The organism is Saccharopolyspora oryzae (assembly GCF_027853915.1).
Taxonomy (GTDB): domain Bacteria; phylum Actinomycetota; class Actinomycetes; order Mycobacteriales; family Pseudonocardiaceae; genus Saccharopolyspora; species Saccharopolyspora oryzae.
In genome coordinates this window covers 31,133-52,613 of sequence record NZ_JAQGLA010000047.1, presented here as the reverse complement: position 1 = coordinate 52,613, position 21,481 = coordinate 31,133, and the positions used below count along the sequence as shown (strand labels likewise).

Here is a 21,481-nt window from a genome sequence, read left to right as displayed (position 1 = left end):
GGTAGCCGCACCCACGACCGGGTTTTAGCGGGTCAGCGGAGCGTGGTCGCGGGACGCGATGAAGGACGGGCGCGGTTCCGGTGCCGCGAACGGGTCGGCCGGCGCGTTCTCCACGCTGTTGAACACCAGGAAGATGTTCGAGCGGGGGTACGGCGTGATGTTGTTGCTGGACGCGTGCATGCAGTTCGAGTCGAACCACAGCGCCGAGCCCGCCGGCCCGGTGAACTGCTCGACCCCGTGCTCGTAGGCCAGCTGCGTGATGTCGTCCTCGGCCGGGACCCCGACCCGCTGCTCCTTGAGGGACGACTTGTAGTTGTCCTCCGGTGTTTCGCCCGCGCAGGGGACGAAGGTCCGGTGCGACCCCGGCATGATCATCAGGCCGCCGTTGAACGGGTAGTTGTCCGTCAGGGCGATCGAGATGCTCACCGCGCGCATCGCGGGCAGGCCGTCCTCGGCGTGCCAGGTCTCGAAATCGGAGTGCCAGTAGAAACCGGTGCCGCGGTAACCCGGCATGTAGTTGATCCGGCTCTGGTGCACGTACACGTCCGAGCCGAGGATCTGCCGCGCCCGGTCGAGCACCCGCGGATCGCGGGCCAGCTCGGCGATCAGCTCGCTCATCCGGTGCACTTCGAAGATCGAGCGGACCTCGTCGGACGACCGCTCGACGATGGTGCGCTCGTCGGCCCGCACCCGAGGGTCGCTGGTGAGCCGTTCCAGCTCCTGCCAGTAGGTCTGCACCTCGGCCGGGGACAGCATCCCCTCCACGACGTGGAAGCCCTTGATCTCGTGCGCCCGGAGTTCCTCCGGGCTGGCCGGGCCCGCGTCCACCCCTGGCCACACGGTGGGGTCGACCCGATCGATCGGTGCGGGCGAAGTGCCCACCCGCGTCGGGTAGCGGTCCTGGATGCTGAGATCAGCGACGGTCATGGTTTGCGCCTCCTTCGCGAATTCCCGCCGGAGCGGCTGATGCCGTCGGCACCGCCGCCATTTCTCGGTTCCTCGGTTAGAAGCGGCACACGCGCGGTGCGCCCGCAACCCCCCACGTCGTCCGCGCGGGGGAGACCTTGTTGTTCTTCGATCTTTTGTTTTGATGCGCCGCAGGCGCATAGCCCACCCTCGCAGCTTGCGCCGCCGCGGGTTCTCAGGGTTCGCCTGGCGAGGACGGCCCGGCTGCCGTGTATTGGCATACATCAAGTCGGGCACCCGGAGTCCAAGCGGGCGCTGAGGTTCCGCCACCCGCACCGATACGCAGGGCGAGTTCGATACAGGCCCTTGCGCGCGTGGCGGGTAACCGACACCTCGGTTACCCGCCACGGGCGAAGAAGAAAAGCCGTCAGGCCGTCAGTTGGCCGCAGCGGCCTCGTCGTCCTCGACGATCAGCGGGTACACGCCGTTCTCGTCGTGGATTTCGCGGCCGGTCACCGGCGGGTTGAAGACGCAGACGGTCTTCATCTCGGTGCGCGGCCGGACCTGGTGCTTGTCGGCGTTGTTGAGCACGTAGATCGAACCCGGCTTGAGCTGGTGGACCTCGCCGGTCGCCTTGTTCTCGACCTCGCCCTCACCCTGGGTGATGAACACGGCCTCGATGTGGTTGGCGTACCAGAAGTCGTTGACCGTGCCCGCGTAGAGCGTGGTCTCGTGCACCGAGAAGCCCAGCTTGTCCTTGGCCAGGATGATCCGCTTGCTGCGCCAGTTCTCCGACTTGATGTCGGCGTCGGTGTCCTCGATTTCCGACAGGTGCCGGACGATCACGTTTCCTCCAAGTTGTTTCAGTTCGGTTCGCGCGCCGCGCGGGCGCCTCGCGACTGGCGCACGCAGGTTCTCAGAACTGTCCTCGATGGACAGCCAGGCGCGCGGAGCACCGGTGAGAACCTGCGGGCGCCGTCAGCGGATTCGATCAGGCGAGCACGGAGCGGACCGAGTCGCGGATGATCTGCAGGCCCTTCTCGAGCTCGTCGTCCGAGATGGTCAGCGGCGGCATGAGCTTGAGGACCTCGCTGGACGGACCGGAGGTCTCCACCAGCAGTTTGCGGTCGAACGCGGCCTTGGAGACCTTGCCCGCCACGTTGAGGTCGTCGAAGCCGATGCCGCGCGCCAGGCCGCGGCCCTTGGCGATCGCACCACCGTGCTCGGCGACGATCTCGTCGAGCACCGCACCGATCCGCTCGCCCTTGGCGATCGTCGACTTCTCCAGCGCGTCGTCGGACCAGTACTGCTCCAGCGCCTCGGTGGCGGTGACGAACGCCGGGTTGTTGCCGCGGAAGGTGCCGTTGTGCTCGCCCGGCTCCCACACGTCGTGCTCCGGCTTGATCAGCGTCAGCGCCAGCGGCAGGCCGTAGCCGCCGATGGACTTCGACAGGCAGACGATGTCGGGCTGGATGCCGGCCTCTTCGAAGCTGAAGAACGGGCCGGTGCGGCCGCAGCCCATCTGCACGTCGTCGACGATCATCAGCATGCCGTGCTTCTGGCACAGGTCGTAGAGCCCGCGCAGCCACTCCGGCCGGGACGAGTTGATGCCGCCCTCGCCCTGCAGCGTCTCGACGATCACCGCGGCCGGCTCGTTCAGACCGCTGCCGCTGTCCTCGAGCATCTTCTCGAAGTACAGGAAGTCGGGGACCTGGCCGTCGAAGTAGTCGTCGTAGGGCATCGGCGTGGCGTGCACCAGCGGGATGCCCGCGCCGCCGCGCTTCATCGAGTTGCCGGTGACCGACAGCGAACCCAGCGTCATGCCGTGGAAGGCGTTGGTGAAGCTGATGATCGACTCGCGGCCGGTGATCTTGCGGACCAGCTTCAGCGCCGACTCGACCGAGTTGGTGCCGGTCGGGCCGGGGAACTGGACCTTGTAGTTCAGCCCGCGGCGCTCGAGGACGTTCTTCTGGAAGGACTTCAGGAACTCGCCCTTGGCCACGGTGGACTGGTCCAGGCCGTGGGTGACGCCGTCCCGCTCGATGTACTCGAGGAGTTTGCGTTTCAGCACCGGGTTGTTGTGCCCGTAGTTGAGAGCACCGGCGCCGGCGAAGAAGTCCAGGTAGGCGGTGCCGTCCTGGTCGTAGAGGTAGCTGCCGGACGCGCGGTCGAACACGGTCGGCCACGTTCGGCAGTAGCTGCGTACTTCGGATTCCAGGGTTGCGAAGATGTCGTTCACGATCCTCCGTTCGTGCCGGGCTGCGCACTCCTGGCGCGCCTCGGCAACAGGCAAGATTTCGTGCGTTCAGCGGTCGGTTGCGGCCGTTGTGGCGGGGGCCGCCGCGAACGGCCCGATGCGGTACAGGTCCTCCCCCAGGTGCGCATCCGGGAACAGGTCGGCGGTGAACAACTCGCTGCGCTCGATCTCCGTCGCGCGGTTGCGCGCCAGCGCGGTGAACAGCTTGATCGAGGCTTCGTTGTCCGCGGTGATCGTCGTCTCCAGGTAGCGGATGCCGCGCGGCTGCACTCGGTCCACCAGGTGGCCGAGGAGCCGTCCTGCCACGCCACCACCGCGCTGGGAGGCATCGACGGCGATCTGCCACACCACGAGGGTGTCCGGGGCGTCGGGCCGGATGTACCCGGTCACGAATCCCACGACCGCACCGTCGATGCGCGCCACCGCTGAGGTCTGCGCGAAGTCCCGGCACCACAACAGATATGCGTAGGACGAGTTCACGTCGAGCACCGCCGAATCACGGGTGATCCGGTAGAGCTCAGGGCCGTCCGCGACGACCGGAGCGTCGATCTCCAACCGTCCGGCTGAACCGCTTCCGCCATTTCGTTCGTCGTTGTTATGGCTCGGTTTGTCGCCGGTCATGCTTCGCCAACTTAACAGAACATCCGTAACGCGTCAGGCTCACGACGCGATAACCAGTCGTCTACCAGGCGAGACGCAATTTTACACGTGATGAGCACTACAGAAACGTTGATTTGCGCTCCGGCGTGGTGTTAGTCGCGCGCTGATGAGTATTGTCGATCATTCTTTCCTTGACGGGCTGACCTGCGAAAACGTTGAATTCGCCGACTGTTCCGCGCGTCTCGCGAAGATGATTTTCGATAGCCGAAAAAACTGCTCGGATCGGGTGAAATCCAAACGCGAGCGGTCCGCTCGGGTGCTGGTGCGCACCCGAGCGGACCGCCGAGGGGTGAGTCGGACTACACGCCCGCCACGGACTTGATCCAGTCCCGGTACTCGGTGATGTTGGTGTAGGCCGTGGTGGTCTGCCGGTCGCTGGTGGAGGCCACGCCGACCTGCACGTTCCCGGCGAACATCGGGCCGCCGGAGTCGCCGCCGGCCGGGATCCCGTCGCCGCGGCTCGCGCACACCGCGGTGCCGCCGCGGTAGTCGCTGCAGGCGATGTCGGTCACGTTGACGTCGGCCACCTTGAGGATCTGCGACTGGCACTCGATCTCGGGCTTGTCGGTGCAGGTGGCGCCCCAGCCGTAGGTCTGCACCGTCTGGCCGTTCTGGACGTCGCCGGTCGAGCCCAGCGGCGAGTACTCGGTCTGCACGGCGTGGTCGATGTTGACCAGGGCGAGGTCGGCGGTCTCGTGGATGACCACGCCGCCCGGCTTGGCCTCGGCGTGCTCGCCCTTGGTCTGGTCGACGTCGCCGATGTTGAAGCTCAGCTGGCCGCCGCCGGCGACGCAGTGCTGCGCGGTGAGGACCCACTCCGGCGCGATGATGGTGGCGGTGCAGTTCTCCTGGCCGTCGGCGAACAGCCGGGCGGCCCACGGCGCGCTGTCGACCTCCCGGCCGTCGATGATGTTGGGCTGGACGTCCGAGGGGGTGGACTCGGCGGCCTGGGCCGGGGCGGTGAACGCCGCGGCGGCCAGCACGGCCCCGGCGACGCCTGCGAGGTTTCGGGCGAGCGACACGCTGATCTCCTTCGGTTCGCGAGGAACGCAGCTGGTTTTCGAACCGAAATGCACTCTTCACTCGTTCGAGTGATTGTGTCCATTTGTTGGAGACAACTCGCCAAATTAACGGCGAACCGATCAAAAATGATCATGGTGCGGTTCCGGGAAAGCGCCGAGAATTCCCGGATTTCCCGCTCTCCGTAATCGGAGTCGGTGGCGAGTCATCCAGGCGTGCCGAGATCGCTGCCTGGCGGAGTCCTAAGAGGACACCTACGCTCCCGCGTGTGATCAGAGCCGCACATTCGATCTTGGCGGCGGTCGCCGCGGTGGCCGTGGCAGCGGCACCGGCCGCGACCGCTCAGCAGGCGGTGGCCGAGAGCTCGTTGCTGCAGCTGAACGTCACCGCGGTTCCGGAGGCGGGCGTCGGTGGGTTCAGCGGCGAGCTCGGTTCGGCGGCCACCGGCCCCGGCGACCGACTCGTCTCCTGGGACCAGAGCGACCCCGAGGGCGTGCGCAGCCACGTCAACGGCTGGTACGGCGGCCCCCCGCCGCCCGGTACTTCGACTGCGCGGGCCTCGGACAGCACCGGATCGCGCGAGGCCAGCGCCGCGTGGAGCAGTTTCGGCATCTCCGCGACCAGCGGTGGCCCGAACCTGCTCAGCTTCGGTGCGCTGCACACCTGGGCCCGCTGCACGCAGCCGCCGCTGGCCAACCAGGAGGAGGCGTACGCGGCGACCGACTCGAACACGATCTACCTGTTCGACGACGTGACCCGGCCGCTGCCCGCCGGAACCTCCACGGTGCAGACCACCGGCGCGCGGATGGGGCTGTCCGGCATCGGTGCCGTGACGCTGGCGGTTGACGTGACCCGGATCGAGGAGACCTACGCCCACGGCGCGCACGCGGCCATCCGGGTGCAGGTGCACGCGGTCATGCACGACGCCTCGGGCGCGACAGTCTTCGACGGTGAGCTGATGGACGTGACGGCCGGTGACGTCCGCGTGGAGTGCGAAGCCGAGACCCCGCCGACGTCGACGACGGAGCCGACGACGACTGAGCCATCGGAACCGACGACCACGACGGAACTTCCGACTCCGGAGCCGCCCACGACGGAAACCCCGGAGCCTCCGGACGTGCACACCACGACCACCGAGCCGCCGACCACGTCGGAACCGACGACTTCGACGACGGAGCCGACCACGTCGGAGTCGCCGACCTCGACGACCGAGCCCACTACGACTGAACCGACGACCGGCCCGCCGGAACCGACCGCGACTGGAACGTCGACGTGCCCGGAACCGCCGCCGACGTGCGAGCACCGGCCGTGCCCGGAACCGCCCGAGCCGACCTGCCACAAGCCGCCCGGGGGAGGCGGGGGCTGGTCCCACGAGCCGACTGCGGGTGGTGGTTGGCCCGGTGGTGATCCGTCCGGTGGTAGGCCATCAGGCGGCGTCGAGCACCTGGCCAAGACGGGTGGCGTGCCGACCGGCCCGCTGAGCTTGGCCGGAGGCGCCTTGGCGGCCGCCGGCGCCCTGCTCCTCCTGGTGCTGCGCAAGCGCGCCTGACTCCGAGCTCCGTCGCCCGACATGCTCCGGCGTGTCGGGCGACGGTTGGTTCTGGGGAAACGATCACTGGTCGCGCTGCTGGCGGCGCAGTTCCAGGTACTCCTTGATGACCAGGACGATGATCGCCACGTCCAGCGCGGCGAGCAGCGGGAGCACGATCGAACGGGTCTGCACCGCTCGGAGGATCTCGAAGAGGACGAACAGGCCCAGCGCCGCCGCGGCCACCGGGTACATCGGCAGGACCTTGCGGATCAGGGCGATCACCAGGCCCAGCTTGATCACGCCGTGCAGCACCAGGTAGGCGATCACGAACGTGCGGTTGCCGTTGGCGAAGTGCTGGATCGCCTCCTCGAAGTGCCCGGCCAGCGGCCCCGCGGGCGGTCCGACCAGGTCGCGCGTGACGACCGCGTGCGCCAGGCGGGTGAGCGTCTCCGGCTGCACGAAGATCAGCACGATCCCGCCGATCAGCTGAACCGCGCCATCCAGCCCCTTGATCAGGATGGCGACCAGGAAGAGCTTGTCGGTCAACGTCTTCTGCTCGGGCACAGCCCCATCATGCGCGCCCTGATCCAGATCAGCCGAACGCCAGCAGGTCCAGACCGTTCCGTGTCCATGCCAACCGTCCGCGCTGAGGCAGCGGGGCGATCCAATTGCGATTGCCCACGCGGCCTTTCGGGGTAGTTTCAAAGTATGTGGAGCAGTGCGGCGGAGACTCCGTTCTCGGCGCTCATCAATCACCCGAAGGCCACAGTTGCGCGACTCGCGTCAGCCCGCGAGCTGCGGCTGCGCCGTCGCGACTCCGATGACCTCGTGCTCACCAAGGCCACGAGGGCCGAGCAGGAAGTCGAGGTCGTCTCGGCGGCCACGCGAATCTTCGCCGCCATGGTGCACCGCGACGGTGCCGCTTTGTCGCTGCTGGTCAACGTCGTCCCGGAAGCCTTCCCATGGGTTAGGTTCCTGCCAGCAGAAGATGTGCGGGCCTTCGTTGTCGAGCTGGTGAGAACGCTCCGCGCGGCTGATTCGGTCGGCAACCCAGCTCCAGGTGGTCGGCGTGATCGCCGCGTGGCGGCACACTGCTGAGATTTATGCAGATCCGGAGCTGCATGCCCGCTTGACCGCGGACGCCACCGACCACGGCTTGGCGAACGTGACGCCAGCCGTATGACCACGCACCGTGTGGATCGTGCTGGCGGGCAATGCGCATCCCAAGGCCACCGAGTGAACGGATTCGCCTGAGCCTGGTGATCACAGCGCCTTCGTCAGGAAGGTGCTGTTGGGGTCCGGTTGGTAGTTCGCGAAGGGTTCGCAGGGGGTGAACCCGTGCTTGGCGTAGAGGCGGCGGGCTGGTTCGAAGAAGTCGGAGGAGCCGGTTTCCAGGCTCAGCCGGGAGAATCCGCGCTGCTGCGCCGATGCCGTGATGTGGGCGAGCAGTCGGGACGCCAGGCCGCGGTTCTGGTGGGTCGGCGCGATGCGCATCGACTTCAGCTCCGCGTGGTCGGCGTCCAGTTCCTTGAGCGCTGCGCAGCCGATCACGTCGCCGGTCTCGCGCATTGACCAGATGGTGACCTCGGGTCGGCGCAGCTCGTCGAGGTCGAGCACGTGCGTGCTCTCGGGTGGGGAGATCGCCCGCAGCTGGTCGACGTGGGCGGTGAGGAACTCGGCGATCTCCGGTCCGGACAGGTCGTCGACGACGATCTTCACTGCACCGCTCCTCTCGTCGCCCGCATCGTCCGGGAGCCGGGTTTCGCCGGTGGAACTTCGGCGTGACGGTCCTGTTTCGAGGCCCGGAGAAATAATTGGTAAATACCAATCCGGCGGCGATCTTGTTTTCCCTTCCGTGCCTTGACATAAAGGTTGTTCATTGGAATTCGCCGATTGAATTCGATTCAGGACCAATTTCGGAACTGGTCCGGTCGGAGGGGAGTCCACGCATGCTCGGTCGGATGAAACGACTGGTCGGAGCTGGTGCGGCGGTGGCTTTCACCGCTGTGCTTCCGGTGCTTCCGGCCTCGGCGGAAGTGCCGGATTCCGCGCCGCAAGCGCCCGCCAGCTGTCCGGTGAAGCCGAAACCGGAAGGAAAAGTCCTGCAGGGTTATTGGGAAAACTGGGACGGCGCGGTGAACGGCGTGCACCCGCCGTTCGGCTGGACGCCGATCACTGATCCGGCGATCCGCGAGCACGGCTACAACGTGCTCAACGCGGCGTTCCCGGTCATCCAGTCCGACGGCACCGTGCTGTGGGAGGACGGCATGGACAGCACCGTCAAGGTGGCCACGCCGGAGGAGATGTGCCAGGCGAAAGCGGACGGGATGACCATCCTGATGTCGATCGGCGGCGCGACGGCGGGCATCGACCTGTCCTCCAGCGCGGTCGCCGACCGGTTCGTCGAAACCGTGGTGCCGATCCTCAAGGAGTACAACTTCGACGGCATCGACATCGACATCGAGACCGGCCTGAGTAGCAGCGGGAACATCAACGAGCTGTCGCCGTCGCAGGCCAACCTGATCCGCATCATCGACGGCGTGCTGGCCCAGATGCCCGACGGCTTCGGCCTGACGATGGCCCCGGAAACGGCCTACGTGACCGGCGGCAGCGTGCAGTACGGCTCGATCTGGGGCGCCTACCTGCCGATCGTGAAGAAGTACGCGGACAACGGCCGCCTCTGGTGGCTGAACATGCAGTACTACAACGGAAGCATGTACGGCTGCGCCGGCGACTCCTACGAAGCGGGCACGGTCGAAGGCTTCACGACCCAAACCGACTGCCTGAACAACGGTCTCGTCGTCCAGGGCACGGAAATCAAGGTCCCGTACGACAAGCAGGCCCCAGGCCTCCCGGCCCAACCGGGCGCGGGCGGCGGCTACATGTCCCCGGACCTGGTCGCCCAGGCGTGGAACCACCACGGCGGAAACCTGAAGGGCCTGATGACCTGGTCCCTCAACTGGGACGGCTCGAAGAACTGGACCTTCGGGGACAACGCCAAATCCCTCCAAGGCCGCTGACGGACCACCGCACCGCGAAAACGCCCCGCCCGGAACCTCCCGGGCGGGGCGTCTCGCCGTGCTCGTCGGTCGCGGAAAGTGAGACGGATCGCGCCTGGTCGGGGGACGGGCAGACCCGTTTCCGCTGGTAGTTTTGGAGCCGCTGAGGGGACTCGAACCCCTGACCGTCCGCTTACAAGGCGGGCGCTCTACCAGCTGAGCTACAGCGGCGCGCACTTCGTTCGTGCGGGGACATCGTAAGCATCGGTGGCCGTCGCTTGGGAAGCGGCTGGGGCACTGCGGGCGGAGGATGTTCTCCGCCGCTGGCAGGCGAGCGGCGCGATAGTGATGGACGCCACGGAATCTAGGTGCAACGGTCGGCTCATGACAGGCGATGCCCGAGGGGAAGATCCGGCACGGCGATCCGCCCGCAAAGCCGGGCGGCAGGAGGGAAGAGCAGCATTGGGAATCACGCAGCGCGCCCGGGGTGTGCTGCGGCGGCGCGACCCGGAGGCCACCATCCCGCCGGGGGCTCGCAACGTCGTCTACGGGCCTGCCCTGCCCGACGAATCAACCGTCCACCTCGTGCTGGACCTCGGCCTGCGCATCGGTGAGGTCCAGATGGCCAGCGGCGCCGGCGCCTCCGACGTCACCGCCACGATCATCGCCGTCGTCAACGCCTACGGTCTGCCGCACTGCGAGGTCGACGTGATCTACACGTCGATCACCGTCTCCTGCTACCGCGGTACCGAACACGCGCCGATCACCTCGCTGCGCGTGGTCCGCAACCGCTCGATCGACTACACCCGCCTCTCCGACGTCGAAGCGCTGTTGCGGCGGATCATCGCCAACGAGCTCTCCGCCGCCGACGCCTACGCCGAGCTCGACCGGATCACCACCGCCTCGCACCCGTTCCCCCGATGGGTCGCGACCGTGGCTTGGGCGGGCATGGCGGCCTCGCTGGCCGTGCTGCTCGGCGGCGGTGGCGGCGGCGTCATGCTGCCGATCACCGCAGCCGCCGCGACCGCGCTGGTCGACCGCATCGGGCGGTTGCTGAACAAGCGCGCCCTGCCGTTCTTCTTCCAGCAAGCCGTCGGCGGGGCCGTCGCCACCAGCATCGCGATCACCTTCTACGCGATCGGCTGGCTCGACAACCCGCAGCTGGCGGTGGCCGCGAGCATCATCGTGCTGCTGTCCGGGATGACCGTGGTCGGCTCGATGCAGGACGCCATCACCGGCTACAACGTCACCGCCGCGGGCCGGATGGCCGAACTCGCGCTGATGTCGGCGGGACTGATCGCCGGTGTGGTGCTGTCGCTCTACATCGGCGTGCGCATCGGCGGCGACACCGTCGCCGGGATCAACGCCACCGACGTCGGGCGCGCTCAAGTGCTCGCTCCCGCGCTGTCGCTGTCCCTGCAGGTCCTCGCCGGTGCCTCCACCTCGGCGTGCTTCGCGCTGGCCAGCTACGCGCCGCCGCGGCCGCTGCTGGTGGCCGGGATCGGCGGTGCGGTCGCGGCCGGGATGCACGCGGTGCTGACGTTGGCCGCGGTGCACACCGTGCTGGCCGGGGCGGTGGCGACCACCCTCGTCGGTTTCGTCGGCGGGATCATCGCGCGCCGCCTGCGGATCCCGTCCCTGGTGATCGCGGTTTCCGGCGTCGCACCGCTGCTGCCCGGTCTGGCGACCTACCGCGGCCTGTACGAGCTGTCCGTGCTCGGCAGCACCAGCGGCGCGACGACGCTGATGCTGGCCGTCGCGACCGGTCTCGCGCTCGGTGCGGGCGTGGTGCTCGGCGAATACCTCGCCCAGCCCGTGCGCACCCGGCTCGGTAGGTTGGAACGCCGCTTCTCCGGACCTCGGCTGTCCGGGCCGCTGCGCCCCGCCAAGAGGCGGTTGGATTGACCCCCTCCGGCGCGATCTTCGCCGTTCGGAAGGGTTGTGGCGGGTGCTGCGCCGGTTGACCCGCGCGCAGCACGCCGCAGCGGGCTGGATTGGCTAGCCTCGCGACAGGTCGTTGACACGGCGGGAGGAACACCGGTGGACAAGGGCAGCAAGCCCAACCGAGCGGATTTCGTCGTGGTCGCCAACCGGCTGCCGGTCGATCTGGAGCGCCTCGACGACGGCACCGAGCGCTGGAAGCACAGCCCCGGCGGCCTCGTCACCGCACTGGAGCCGTTCCTGCGCGCCCGGCGCGGCGCGTGGGTCGGCTGGCCCGGGGTGGCCGACATCGACGTCGAACCGTTCGCCGACGACGGTCTGCAGCTGCACCCGGTGCGGCTGTCGGCCGCCGAGTTCGCCGAGTACTACGAGGGGTTCTCGAACGCCACGCTGTGGCCGCTCTACCACGACGTGGTGGTGCCGCCGGTGTTCGACCGCTCCTGGTGGCACGCCTACCAGCGGGTCAACCGGCGCTTCGCCGAAGCCGCCGCGGAGGTCAGCGCCGAGGGCGCGACGGTGTGGGTGCAGGACTACCAGCTGCAGCTGGTGCCCGCGATGCTGCGGGAACTGCGCCCCGACCTGCGCATCGGGTTCTTCCTGCACATCCCGTTCCCACCGGTCGAGCTGTTCATGCAGCTGCCGTGGCGCACCGAAATAGTGCGCGGACTGCTGGGCGCCGACCTGGTCGGCTTCCACCGCCCGGGCGGGGCGCAGAACTTCCTGTGGCTGGCCCGCCGGCTGGCCGGGTTCGAACCCAGCCGCGGCCAGGTCGGCGTGCGCTCGCGGCCGGGCGTGGTGCAGGTCGGCGACCGGACGGTGCGGGTCGGCGCGTTCCCGATCTCCATCGCCTCCGCCGAACTGGACCGGTTGGCGCGCACCAAGGAGATCCAGCAGCGGGTCAAGTCGCTGCGCGCCGAGCTCGGCAACCCGCGCAAGATCCTGCTCGGCGTCGACCGGCTCGACTACACCAAGGGCATCGACGTCCGGCTGCACGCCTTCCACGAGCTGCTGGCCGAGGGGAAGGTCAAGGCCGAGGACGTGACGATGATCCAGATCGCCACGCCCAGCCGGGAACGCGTCGAGCACTACAAGCAGATGCGCGAGGACATCGAGCGCGAGGTCGGCCGGATCAACGGCGAGTTCGGCCGCGTCGGCCACCCCGCGGTGCACTACCTGCACACCTCGGTGGACCGCAAGGACCTGGTCTCCTTCTACTGCGCCGCCGACGTCATGGTGGTGACGCCGGTCCGCGACGGCATGAACCTGGTCTGCAAGGAGTACGTCGCCTGCCGCCACGACCTGGGCGGGGCGCTGGTGCTCAGCGAGTTCGCCGGGGCCGCCGCCGAGCTGACGAGTTCCTTCCTGGTCAACCCGCACAACCTCGACGGTGTGAAGGACGCGCTGCTGGCCGCCCTCGACATCGACGAGGCCGAGGGACGCCGTAGGATGCGCGCACTGCGTAGGCAAGTGCTCACGCACGATGTCGACCGCTGGGCGCGGTCGTTCCTCGAAGCTCTGGGCACGCCCCTCGCGGAATAGCTGCGAGCAACTGGTCCGCAACACGGACAGCCAAGCGTCAGCAATACTGGTTGGAACCGGCCGGTCACCAACGATGACCGGATCCGGATCGATCAACACGGACTTGACCACGCCCCCTTGATGAGGAGTATGGCGTTGACCGCCGAAGCCCTGCCTGCGGAGCTGCGCCGCGAGATCGTGCAGCTCGCGCGGACACCCCGACTTCTGGTCGCCAGCGACTACGACGGCACCTTGGCGCCCATCGTGGCGGACCCCAGCCAGGCCAAACCGCTGCCGGAGTCGGTGCACGCCCTTCGCTCGTTGGCCGCGCTGCCCGCCACCACCACCGCCGTGATCTCCGGGCGCGCGCTGCGCGACCTGGCGACCCTGTCCCGCCTGCCCGCCGAGGTCTACCTGGTCGGCAGCCACGGATCCGAGTTCGACGTCGGGTTCGTGCACGAGCTCCAACCCGAAGCCACCCAGCTGCGCACCGAGCTGCAGATCGGTCTGCAGGACATCGTGCGCGGCAAGGAAGGCGTGACGCTGGAGGCCAAGCCGGCCAGCGTCGCGGTGCACGTCCGCCGCGCCGAGCCCGACGTCGCCAGCGAGGTGCTGGAGACCGTGCGCACCGGCCCCGCCCAGTGGGACGGCGTGGAGGTGACCGAGGGCAAGGAGGTCATCGAGCTCGCGGTGGTGCAGACCGACAAGGGCAATGCCCTGGATACCCTGCGCCACCAGGTCGGTGCGACCGCCGCGATCTTCCTCGGCGACGACGTCACCGACGAGAAGGCCTTCGCCCGCCTGCACGGCCCCGACCTGGGGATCAAGGTCGGGGCCGGGGACACCCTGGGCCGCTACCGGGTCGGCGACGCCGCCGACGTCGCGACGGTGCTGGCGTTCCTGATGGAGGAGCGCCGGACCTGGCTCTACGGCGAGCAGGCCCCGCCGATCGAGCGGCTGACGATGCTGTCCAACGAGCGCACCGTCGCCCTGCTCACCCCGGAAGCGCGGCTGACCTGGATGTGCCACCCCGGTCCGGACTCGGCGGCGGTGTTCGCCGACCTGCTGGGCGGCTCCGGCGCGGGCCACTTCAGCGTCCGCCCGCACGGCGGCAACGGCACCCAGCGCAGCCCGCTGCCGCTGGGCCAGCGCTACGTGCCGAACACGATGACCGTGGAAACGCGCTGGTCGCGGCTGCTGGTCACGGACTACCTGGCGCACGGCACCGACAGCCACCGCACCGACCTGATCCGCGTGATCAGCGGCAGCACCACGGCCGACGTCGAGTTCGCGCCGCGCCCCGAGTTCGGGCAGGTGCCGGTGCGGCTGACCGCTGAAGCCGGTGGCCTGCGGGTGCAGGGCACGGCGGAGCCGATGGTGCTGTACTCGCCGGGCGTGCAGTGGGAGATCACCTCCGACGGCATGCACGAGTCGGCGCACGCGGTGCTGGAGCTGACCGACGGCGACCCGGTCGTGCTGGAGCTGCGCTGCGGTGCGGACGACCTGTCCCCGGCGCAGGCGGAGGTGGAGCGCCGCGACGAGGCCGACCGGTACTGGTCGGAGTGGATGAAGACGCTGTCGCTGCCCGAGGTGGAGCGCGACCTGGTCGCCCGCTCGGCGCTGACCCTGCGCGGCCTGTGCAACACCGACACCGGCGGGATCATGGCCGCCGCCACCACCTCGCTGCCCGAGGAGATCGGCGGCGTGCGCAACTGGGACTACCGGTACTGCTGGCTGCGCGACGGCGCGATGACCGCGCAGGCGCTGGTGACGCTCGGCTCCACCGACGAGGCCGAGGCGTTCCTGGACTGGCTGCACCGCGTGCTCGAGACGCTGCCCGGCCCGGAGCGGCTGCACCCGCTGTACACGCTGCAGGGCACCGGGCTCGGCCCGGAGGCAGTGATCGACAGCCTGCCCGGCTACGCCGGATCCCGGCCGGTCCGCGTCGGCAACCTCGCCGACCAGCAGGTCCAGCTCGACGTGTTCGGCCCGGTGGTGGAGCTGATCGCGCACCTGGCGCAGGCCACCGGCCGGATCCGCGACGTCGACTGGGAACTGGTCACCGCGATGGCGACGGCGGTCTCGCAGCGCTGGTTCGAACCGGACCACGGCATCTGGGAGGAGCGCGACGTGCCGCGGCACCACGTGTACTCCAAGGTCATGTGCTGGGTGACGCTGGACCGCGCGGTCAAGCTGGCCGAGGCCTACGGCCGCGAGGCCGACCCGTCGTGGGGGCCGCTGCGCGACCAGATCGGGCAGGACGTGGTGAAGAACGGCTGGCACCCGGACGTGCAGGCGTTCACCACCGCCTACGAGGGCTCGGACCTGGACGCGGCGTCGCTGCACGTCGGCCTGTCCGGGCTGATCGACCCGGCCGACGAGCGGTTCCAGGCCACCGTCACCGCGATCGAGGCGGAGCTGCGCAGCGGGTCCACCGTGTACCGGTACCGGCGCGACGACGGTCTGCCCGGTGACGAGGGCGGGTTCCACCTCTGCGCGGCGTGGCTGATCGAGGCGTACCTGCTGATCGGCCGCCGCACCGAGGCGGAGGAGCTGTTCCAGCAGATCGTGGACACGGCGGGTCCGACGGGCCTGCTGTCCGAGGAGTACGACCCGATCGCGGAGCGCTCCCTGGGCAACCACCCGCAGGCCTACTCGCACCTGGGCCTGATCCGCTGCGCCCAGCTGCTGTCCGCCTGACGTTTCCGCAGTTCACCACCCGTGAGCACTTTGGGTTGCCATGGCAGCCCAAAGTGCTCACGGGTTTCTCGTCGGGACCCGGATCACGATTTGGGTGAATCGGGTCATCCGGTTGGCGGTGTACGAATACCCTCTGTGCCGGAGCTCGCGCACAGGTGAGGGGTGGACGGGTGAACAACGGGCTGGTCACAGCGTTGATCATTCTCGTGGTCGTGCTGATCGTCGTCGCGGTGATCGCCGTGATCATGGGGATCCGCGCCAAGCGCGCGGCAGCGCAGCCGCCGGAACCGGAACGCCCCACCGATCCCTTCAACACCGGCGACCAGGACTCGCTGCGCGGCGACCCGCGCGCGCTGAAGGCCGGCGACATCGTCGAAGTGCGCGGCCAGTCGTTCACCGTGCGCGGCAGCCTGCGGCTGTCCGAAGGCGGTTGGACCTGGTCGGAGCACCTGCTCGACGACTCCAAGGGCACCCAGGTGTGGCTGGCCGTCGAGGAGGACCCGGACCTGATCCTCTCGCTGTGGACGCCGGTGGCCGACGCCGGCGAGCCGGGCCCGAAGACCGTCTCCTTCGGCGGGCGCACCTACCACTCCGAGGAGTCCGGCAGCGCCGAGTTCCGCAGCGAGGCCACCACCGGGCTCGCCGAGCGCGGAACCGTCCGCTACCACGACTACGAATCGTCCGACGGCGCGCTGCTGGGCTTCGAGGCCTACGGCGACGCCGACTGGGAAGCCAGCACGGGCGAGGCGCTCAGCCGCTACGACGTGCTCATCTACCCCACTGCGAGCTGACCGTGAAGCCGAAGTTCTGGTTCGCGCTGGCCGGCGTCGCGGCGGTGCTCGCGCTGATCATCGGCCTGGTGACGGTGTTCTCCACCGGCACCGGCCCGCGCGGCTACGTCGCGAACACCTACACCCGCGCGGCGAACCTCGACCTGAGCGGTGACTCCGACAACCGCGCCTACACCAGCCCGAAGGCGCCGAGCGTCGTCGCGTTCGAGATCAGCCAGAAGTGGCGCCCGCAGTCGCAGTACACCGACTCCTCCGGCATCTACCTGCGGTATTCCAGCGACGCCGTGGTGATCAAGCCGTACCAGCGGGGATCGGTCATCCACGTGATGGACGCCCGCCACGCGTACAACCGCTACCACTCGCACGTCGGCGGCGTCTGGGGCTGGAGCAGCCCGCGCGGTGAGAGCTTCCGCGGTCGCGGCCCAGGAGCGGGCAAATGAGCGCCCTCGCCAAACCCAAGCGCCACCTGGGCGTCGTCGCGGGCGGGATCGGCTTCTTCGCGCTGGTGGGCATCATCAGCGCGGCGACCAGTTCCGGCGGGTCGCCGCAGACCACCTTCACCTCCGAGGACACCGAGGTCTACTCCAGCTCCGGCAGCTACTCCGGGCCGCCGATCGCGCGGTTCTCGCCCGCCGACGCGGAGCAGCTCTCGAAGGGCTTGGCGGAGGCCGAGAAGCTGCACGGGGTCTGCTTCGGCTGGAAGCTCGTGGACGGATCGACCGAGCAGTTCGACCAGGGCTCCAGCCGGGGCCCGAACGTCCCGGCCGACAGCTGCCCGCGCTGGGCCGAGGTCCAGGTCGTCGTCGCGCTCGGGTCCACAGAGGACGACCCGGACGCCGCGGCCGTCGAGGTGGTCACCTCGGACGACCTGCGGCAGGCGCCGACCACGACGGAATTCGTGAACATGGGCGTGACCGCGGACTCGCTGGCCGAGGAGCCGGTGTCGGTCACCGGGCAGGCGGCGCTGGGACTTCCGCTGCTGCTGGTGGAGAGCGGTGCGCTGCAGGCGCCGCAGGTGCCGGACGAGGAACCGGCGGGTGACGCTTCGACCGCGCCGCTGCCGCCGGGCGACGGCTCGGGTTCGAGCGTGATGGTCTGGGTGGCGCTCGGCGCGCTCGGGTTCGTCGCCGTGCTGGGGCTGGTGCTCGGCCTCATCGGTCGTGCGAAGCAGAAGTCCACATCGGACGGAACCTCGTCGGGTTCGGGGCCGTCGGGGCCGCCGGTGAGTCCTCCGCCGGTCGTCCAGCACGTGGCCGCGCCGCCCGGACCGCCGCCGTGGCCGCAGCAGGGCCCGCCGCAGCAGGGGCCACCGCCGCAGGGCCCACCGCCACAGCAGCATGGTCCGTTCCCCGGGCAGCCGCCCGGCCCGAATCCGCCGCCCGGTCAGGGCTTCCCGCCGCTGCAGGGCGGGCCGCAACCGCCGTGGCCGCCGCGACCTCCGGGCCCGCCCGGTCCCGGCCGCTGACCCCGCTCACGACACGAGAAGGACCCCACCTTGCTCCAGCAATTGCTCCACGGCATGCTCGCCGCCGTCGCCTACGGCGTGATCGGCGTGGCGATGATGGCGCTCGGCTACGTGCTCGTCGACCTGGCCACGCCGGGCAAGCTGCGCGACCTGATCTGGGTGCGGCGCAACCCCAACGCGGCGCTGCTGCTGGTCTCCGGACTGCTCGGCGTCGGGGTCATCCTGACCACGGCGATCGCGGCCAGCTCCGACGACCTGGTCGCCGGGCTCGTCGGCACCCTCGCCTACGGCCTGCTCGGGCTGGTCCTGATGAGCCTGTCGTTCCTGCTGATCGACGCCATCACCCCGGGCAAGCTCGGCGACGAGCTGTCCACCCCGGACCTGCACCCGGCCACCTGGGTGTCGGCGGGCGCGCACCTGGTGATCGCGGTGATCATCGCCGCGGCGATCTGGTGACCGAGACCGCCGTCGAACCGGACGTCGCCCCCAGCAGGCCGCGCGGTCGGCTCGCCCGGACCGCTGTGCTGGTGGCGGTGTTCGTCTGCGCCGCCTGCGGTCTGGTCTACGAGCTCGCGCTGGTCGCGCTGGGCAGCTACCTGATCGGCGACACCGTCGGGCAGGCGTCGATCGTGCTGTCGCTGATGGTCTTCGCGATGGGCGTCGGCGCGCTGGCGGCGAAACCGTTGCAACGCTGGGCGGCTGAGGCGTTTGCAGCCATCGAGCTGCTTCTAGCGCTGCTGGGCGGGCTCAGCGTGCTGCTGCTCTACGCGGCCTTCGCGTGGCTGAGCCTCTACACACCCGCGCTGATCACGACCGCGCTGGTGCTGGGCGTGCTCATCGGGGCGGAGATCCCGCTGCTGATGGTGCTGCTGCAGCGGATTCGGCGCCAGGACGCCGGTTCCGCGGTCGCGGACCTGTTCGCCGCCGACTACGTCGGTGGTCTGGTCGGCGGGCTGGCGTTCCCGTTCCTGCTGCTGCCGCTGTTCGGCCAGGTCCAGGGCGCGCTGGTGGTCGGCATGGTCAACGCCGCGGCCGGTATCGCGCTGGTGCTCACGGTGTTCCGCAGCGAGCTGTCCAAGCGGGCGGTGCTGCTGCTGACCGGGACGTCTGTGCTGGTCGGCGGGGTTCTGGTGGGCGCGTACGTGTTCGCCGACGACTTCGAGGTGACCGCGCGGCAGGCGCTGTACGCGGATCCGGTGGTGCACGCCGAGCGCACGCCGTACCAGGAGGTCGTGCTCACCGAATCGGTGTCGTTCAACGGAACCCACGACACCCGGATGTACCTCAACGGCGATCTGCAGTTCAGCTCGATGGACGAGTACCGGTACCACGAGGCGATGGTGCACCCGGCGATGGCGGGACCTCGGGGTCGCGTCCTGGTGCTGGGCGGCGGGGACGGCTTGGTGCTGCGGGAGGTCCTGCGCTACCCGGACGTCCGCGAGGCCACGCTGGTGGAGCTCGACCCGGCCGTCCTGGAGCTGGCCCGCACCGATCCGCAAGTGTCCACTTTGAACGGACACGCCTTCGACGACCCGCGGGTCCGCACGGTCTCGGAGGACGCCTTCACCTGGCTGCGCGAGAACCGCGACCGCTTCGACGTGGTGCTGGTCGACATGCCCGACGCGGACTCCACGGCCACCGCGAAGCTGTACTCGACGGAGTTCTACGGCCTGGTCCGCCACGCGATGGCCGACGACGCGCGCGTCGTGGTCCAAGCGGGCTCGCCGTTCTTCGCGCCCAACGCCTTCTGGTGCATCGAGTCGTCCATGCGCGCGGCCGACCTCCGCACCGTCCCGTACTCGGTGACGGTCCCGAGCTTCGGCGAATGGGGCTTCCACCTCGCCTCAGCGGCACCGGGGGACGCAAATTCAATGGAAATCGAACCTCGAAGTTCAATGGAATTTGCGGATCCCCAGGCGGTGCGGAGCCCCTTGGCCTCGCCGGGGGCGCCGGAACTCCGCCTGCCGCAGGACGCCCCGCCCCTGCGTTCCCTGGACGAGCCGACCCTGCGCGCGGCGGCGACGTTCCCGCCGGACCGGACCCGGATCCCCGGCATGGAGCCGTCGACCCTGATGCACCCGACGATCCTCCAGCACGCCCAAGGCGAGTGGGAGAACTACTGACCCGGACCGCCCGCAGGTTTCAGCCGCGACTGAACACAGTTTCAATTGAAACTGCAAAACCCGGGCACGGGATCCGCAGTTTCAATCGAGCCTTTTTCATCCTGTCCGGGCTGCGACCGCGAGGCACGTCCGGCACCGCGCGGCAAGAGTCGCATGCGCCGCAGGCGCATAGCCCACCCTCGGCGCTTGCGCCGCCGCGGGTTCTCAGCGTTCGCCTGGCGAGGACGGCCCGACTGCCGTGTATTGGCATACATAAAGTCGGGCACCCGGAGTCCAGGCGGGCGCTGAGGTTCCGCCACTTGCACCGCTACGCAGGACGAGGATGGAAAAGCCTCATTGAAACTGCGGGTGTTACGGGCCGAACCAGCGCTCTTCTGCGGAGCGGGGTGGGGCCGAGGTGCTGCCGGTGATCAGCTGGGTCTCCAGCTGGATGTGGCGGGGACGGCCCGGCTCGCTGGTCTCCAGCAGCAGGCGACCCGCTGCGCGGCCCTTCTCCAGCCACGGCTGGCGCACCGTCGTCAGGCCCGCCCGCTCGGCGTCCGGGATGCCGTCGAAACCGGTGATCGTCAGGTCCTCCGGAACCCGCAGGCCGCGGTTGCGGGCCTCGCTGAGCGCGCCGAGGGCCAGTATGTCCGAGGTGCACACGATCGCGGTGATGTCCGGGTCGATCTCCAGCAGCTGGGCCGCCGCCGACGCGCCGGACGCCGTGGTGTGGTCGAAGCGCTCCACGACCGGGACCGTCGTCCAGTCGACGCCTGCTTCGCTGAAGGCTTCCGCCAGCGCGGTCAGCCGGGCCTTCTGCACGTGGAAGCTGGCGTTGGCCTGCCGCTGCACGGACGCGGGGCCGTCGTTGCGGCCGCGCGCCAGGCGCATGCAGAGCACGCCGATGCGGCGGTGGCCGAGCCCGATCAGGTGGTCGGCGACGCTCTTGATGGCCTTGCGGTCGTCCGGGCCGACCCAGTCGACGTTGTCCAGCCGGGGCTGGTCGCAGACCACCACCGGCACCGGGCGCTCGAGAACGGCCGCCAGGTGCGGGTCGTCCTCGGGAACGGAGTAGACGACGAAGCCGTCCACGCCGGCGCGGTGCACCGCTGCGACGTCCTCGCGCTCGGGGCTTGCCGGGATGAGGGTCAGGCCCTGTCCGGCGTCCTCGCAGGCCAGCGCCAGCCCTTCGAGGAAGCCGACGGCGCCCGGATCGCGGAACGCGTAGGAGAGGTTCTCGGTGAGCAGCAAGCCGACCGCACCCGCCTTCCGGGTGCGCAGGGAACGCGCAACCGGGTCCGGACCGGGGTAGCCGAGGCGGCGAGCCGTCTCGAGCACCCGCTTGCGCAGCTCGGGTGAGAGCTGGTCAGGACGGTTGTACGCATTCGAAACCGTGGTCCTGGAGACCCCGAGTTCTGCAGCGAGCGAGGCGAGCGTCGCAGGCCGCCGGGCATTCGTTGACCGCGCCATGGAGGAACCGTAACGGTTCAGTACCCCTCGGTGAAGTGAGCATGATGCAGATCCCACTCATGTTCGAGCCGCGAACACGGAGCGACGCAGAGTGATCACGCAGAGAGTTGGTTCATTC

19 protein-coding genes and 1 tRNA gene are annotated in these 21,481 nt (G+C 69.2%); 11 read left to right on the top strand and 9 right to left on the bottom strand.

Features of this window, described 5'->3' with window-relative positions:
• Positions 1-24: 24 nt before the first annotated feature.
• From thpD to OU415_RS24175, 5 genes are all read right to left on the bottom strand, one after another.
• Positions 25-927: an ectoine hydroxylase gene (thpD, locus tag OU415_RS24195; RefSeq protein WP_270951460.1), complete on the bottom strand. Its 903-nt coding sequence runs from the start codon at positions 925-927 to the stop codon at positions 25-27.
• A 414-nt stretch (positions 928-1,341) separates the two neighbouring features.
• Positions 1,342-1,752, bottom strand: a complete 411-nt coding sequence (locus OU415_RS24190; protein WP_270951458.1) for an ectoine synthase — start codon at positions 1,750-1,752, stop codon at positions 1,342-1,344.
• Between the two features lie 145 nt (positions 1,753-1,897).
• Positions 1,898-3,145, bottom strand: a complete 1,248-nt coding sequence (gene ectB, locus OU415_RS24185) for a diaminobutyrate--2-oxoglutarate transaminase (RefSeq protein WP_270951456.1) — start codon at positions 3,143-3,145, stop codon at positions 1,898-1,900.
• 66 nt (positions 3,146-3,211) lie between these two features.
• A complete protein-coding gene (gene ectA / locus OU415_RS24180) occupies positions 3,212-3,784 on the bottom strand; it encodes a diaminobutyrate acetyltransferase (RefSeq protein WP_408641902.1) in 573 nt (190 codons plus the stop codon).
• Positions 3,785-4,122: 338 nt separating this feature from the next.
• Positions 4,123-4,845, bottom strand: coding sequence for a S1 family peptidase (locus OU415_RS24175; RefSeq protein WP_270951455.1), 723 nt, complete (start codon positions 4,843-4,845; stop codon positions 4,123-4,125).
• Between the two features lie 266 nt (positions 4,846-5,111).
• Between OU415_RS24175 and OU415_RS24170 the strand changes: the two genes are divergently transcribed.
• A complete protein-coding gene (locus OU415_RS24170) occupies positions 5,112-6,392 on the top strand; it encodes a hypothetical protein (protein ID WP_270951454.1) in 1,281 nt (426 codons plus the stop codon).
• A 63-nt stretch (positions 6,393-6,455) separates the two neighbouring features.
• On the opposite strand, the gene OU415_RS24165 is transcribed toward OU415_RS24170, so the two are convergent.
• Positions 6,456-6,938, bottom strand: coding sequence for a DUF2127 domain-containing protein (locus OU415_RS24165; protein WP_270951453.1), 483 nt, complete (start codon positions 6,936-6,938; stop codon positions 6,456-6,458).
• Positions 6,939-7,082: 144 nt separating this feature from the next.
• Here OU415_RS24165 and OU415_RS24160 point away from each other — a divergent pair, with 144 nt between their 5' ends.
• Positions 7,083-7,472, top strand: a complete 390-nt coding sequence (locus OU415_RS24160) for a hypothetical protein (protein ID WP_270951452.1) — start codon at positions 7,083-7,085, stop codon at positions 7,470-7,472.
• A gap of 165 nt (positions 7,473-7,637) precedes the next feature.
• Here OU415_RS24160 and OU415_RS24155 read toward each other — a convergent pair whose 3' ends face one another.
• Positions 7,638-8,093 carry a GNAT family N-acetyltransferase gene (locus tag OU415_RS24155; RefSeq protein WP_270951451.1) on the bottom strand — a complete coding sequence of 152 codons (456 nt, stop codon included), beginning with the start codon at positions 8,091-8,093 and terminating at the stop codon, positions 7,638-7,640.
• A gap of 242 nt (positions 8,094-8,335) precedes the next feature.
• Between OU415_RS24155 and OU415_RS24150 the strand changes: the two genes are divergently transcribed.
• A complete protein-coding gene (locus tag OU415_RS24150) occupies positions 8,336-9,394 on the top strand; it encodes a chitinase (protein WP_408641901.1) in 1,059 nt (352 codons plus the stop codon).
• Between the two features lie 134 nt (positions 9,395-9,528).
• Here the strand turns inward: OU415_RS24150 and OU415_RS24145 are convergent.
• A tRNA-Thr gene (locus OU415_RS24145) sits at positions 9,529-9,604 on the bottom strand.
• 231 nt (positions 9,605-9,835) lie between these two features.
• Between OU415_RS24145 and OU415_RS24140 the strand changes: the two genes are divergently transcribed.
• From OU415_RS24140 to OU415_RS24105, 8 genes are all read left to right on the top strand, one after another.
• Positions 9,836-11,278 carry a threonine/serine exporter family protein gene (locus OU415_RS24140; protein WP_270951448.1) on the top strand — a complete coding sequence of 481 codons (1,443 nt, stop codon included), beginning with the start codon at positions 9,836-9,838 and terminating at the stop codon, positions 11,276-11,278.
• Positions 11,279-11,413: 135 nt separating this feature from the next.
• Positions 11,414-12,853, top strand: a complete 1,440-nt coding sequence (locus tag OU415_RS24135) for an alpha,alpha-trehalose-phosphate synthase (UDP-forming) (protein ID WP_270951447.1) — start codon at positions 11,414-11,416, stop codon at positions 12,851-12,853.
• Positions 12,854-12,982: 129 nt separating this feature from the next.
• The gene (gene otsB / locus OU415_RS24130; RefSeq protein WP_270951444.1) at positions 12,983-15,532 is read left to right on the top strand and encodes a trehalose-phosphatase; all 2,550 of its coding nucleotides are present in this window, start codon (positions 12,983-12,985) and stop codon (positions 15,530-15,532) included.
• 170 nt (positions 15,533-15,702) lie between these two features.
• Positions 15,703-16,323, top strand: coding sequence for a DUF4178 domain-containing protein (locus OU415_RS24125; protein WP_270951443.1), 621 nt, complete (start codon positions 15,703-15,705; stop codon positions 16,321-16,323).
• A 2-nt stretch (positions 16,324-16,325) separates the two neighbouring features.
• Positions 16,326-16,763, top strand: a complete 438-nt coding sequence (locus OU415_RS24120; protein WP_270951441.1) for a DUF4247 domain-containing protein — start codon at positions 16,326-16,328, stop codon at positions 16,761-16,763.
• The gene (locus tag OU415_RS24115) at positions 16,760-17,788 is read left to right on the top strand and encodes a hypothetical protein (protein WP_270951440.1); all 1,029 of its coding nucleotides are present in this window, start codon (positions 16,760-16,762) and stop codon (positions 17,786-17,788) included. Before OU415_RS24120 ends, OU415_RS24115 begins: the two co-directional genes overlap by 4 nt.
• 30 nt (positions 17,789-17,818) lie before the next feature.
• Positions 17,819-18,244 carry a DUF350 domain-containing protein gene (locus OU415_RS24110; RefSeq protein ID WP_270951439.1) on the top strand — a complete coding sequence of 142 codons (426 nt, stop codon included), beginning with the start codon at positions 17,819-17,821 and terminating at the stop codon, positions 18,242-18,244.
• Positions 18,241-19,911: a polyamine aminopropyltransferase gene (locus tag OU415_RS24105; protein WP_270951438.1), complete on the top strand. Its 1,671-nt coding sequence runs from the start codon at positions 18,241-18,243 to the stop codon at positions 19,909-19,911. The genes OU415_RS24110 and OU415_RS24105 overlap by 4 nt, the downstream gene beginning before the upstream one ends.
• 351 nt (positions 19,912-20,262) lie before the next feature.
• On the opposite strand, the gene OU415_RS24100 is transcribed toward OU415_RS24105, so the two are convergent.
• Positions 20,263-21,363 (bottom strand): LacI family DNA-binding transcriptional regulator, encoded by a 1,101-nt coding sequence (locus OU415_RS24100; protein WP_270951436.1) that lies wholly within the window; start codon positions 21,361-21,363, stop codon positions 20,263-20,265.
• Positions 21,364-21,481 lie beyond the last annotated feature (118 nt).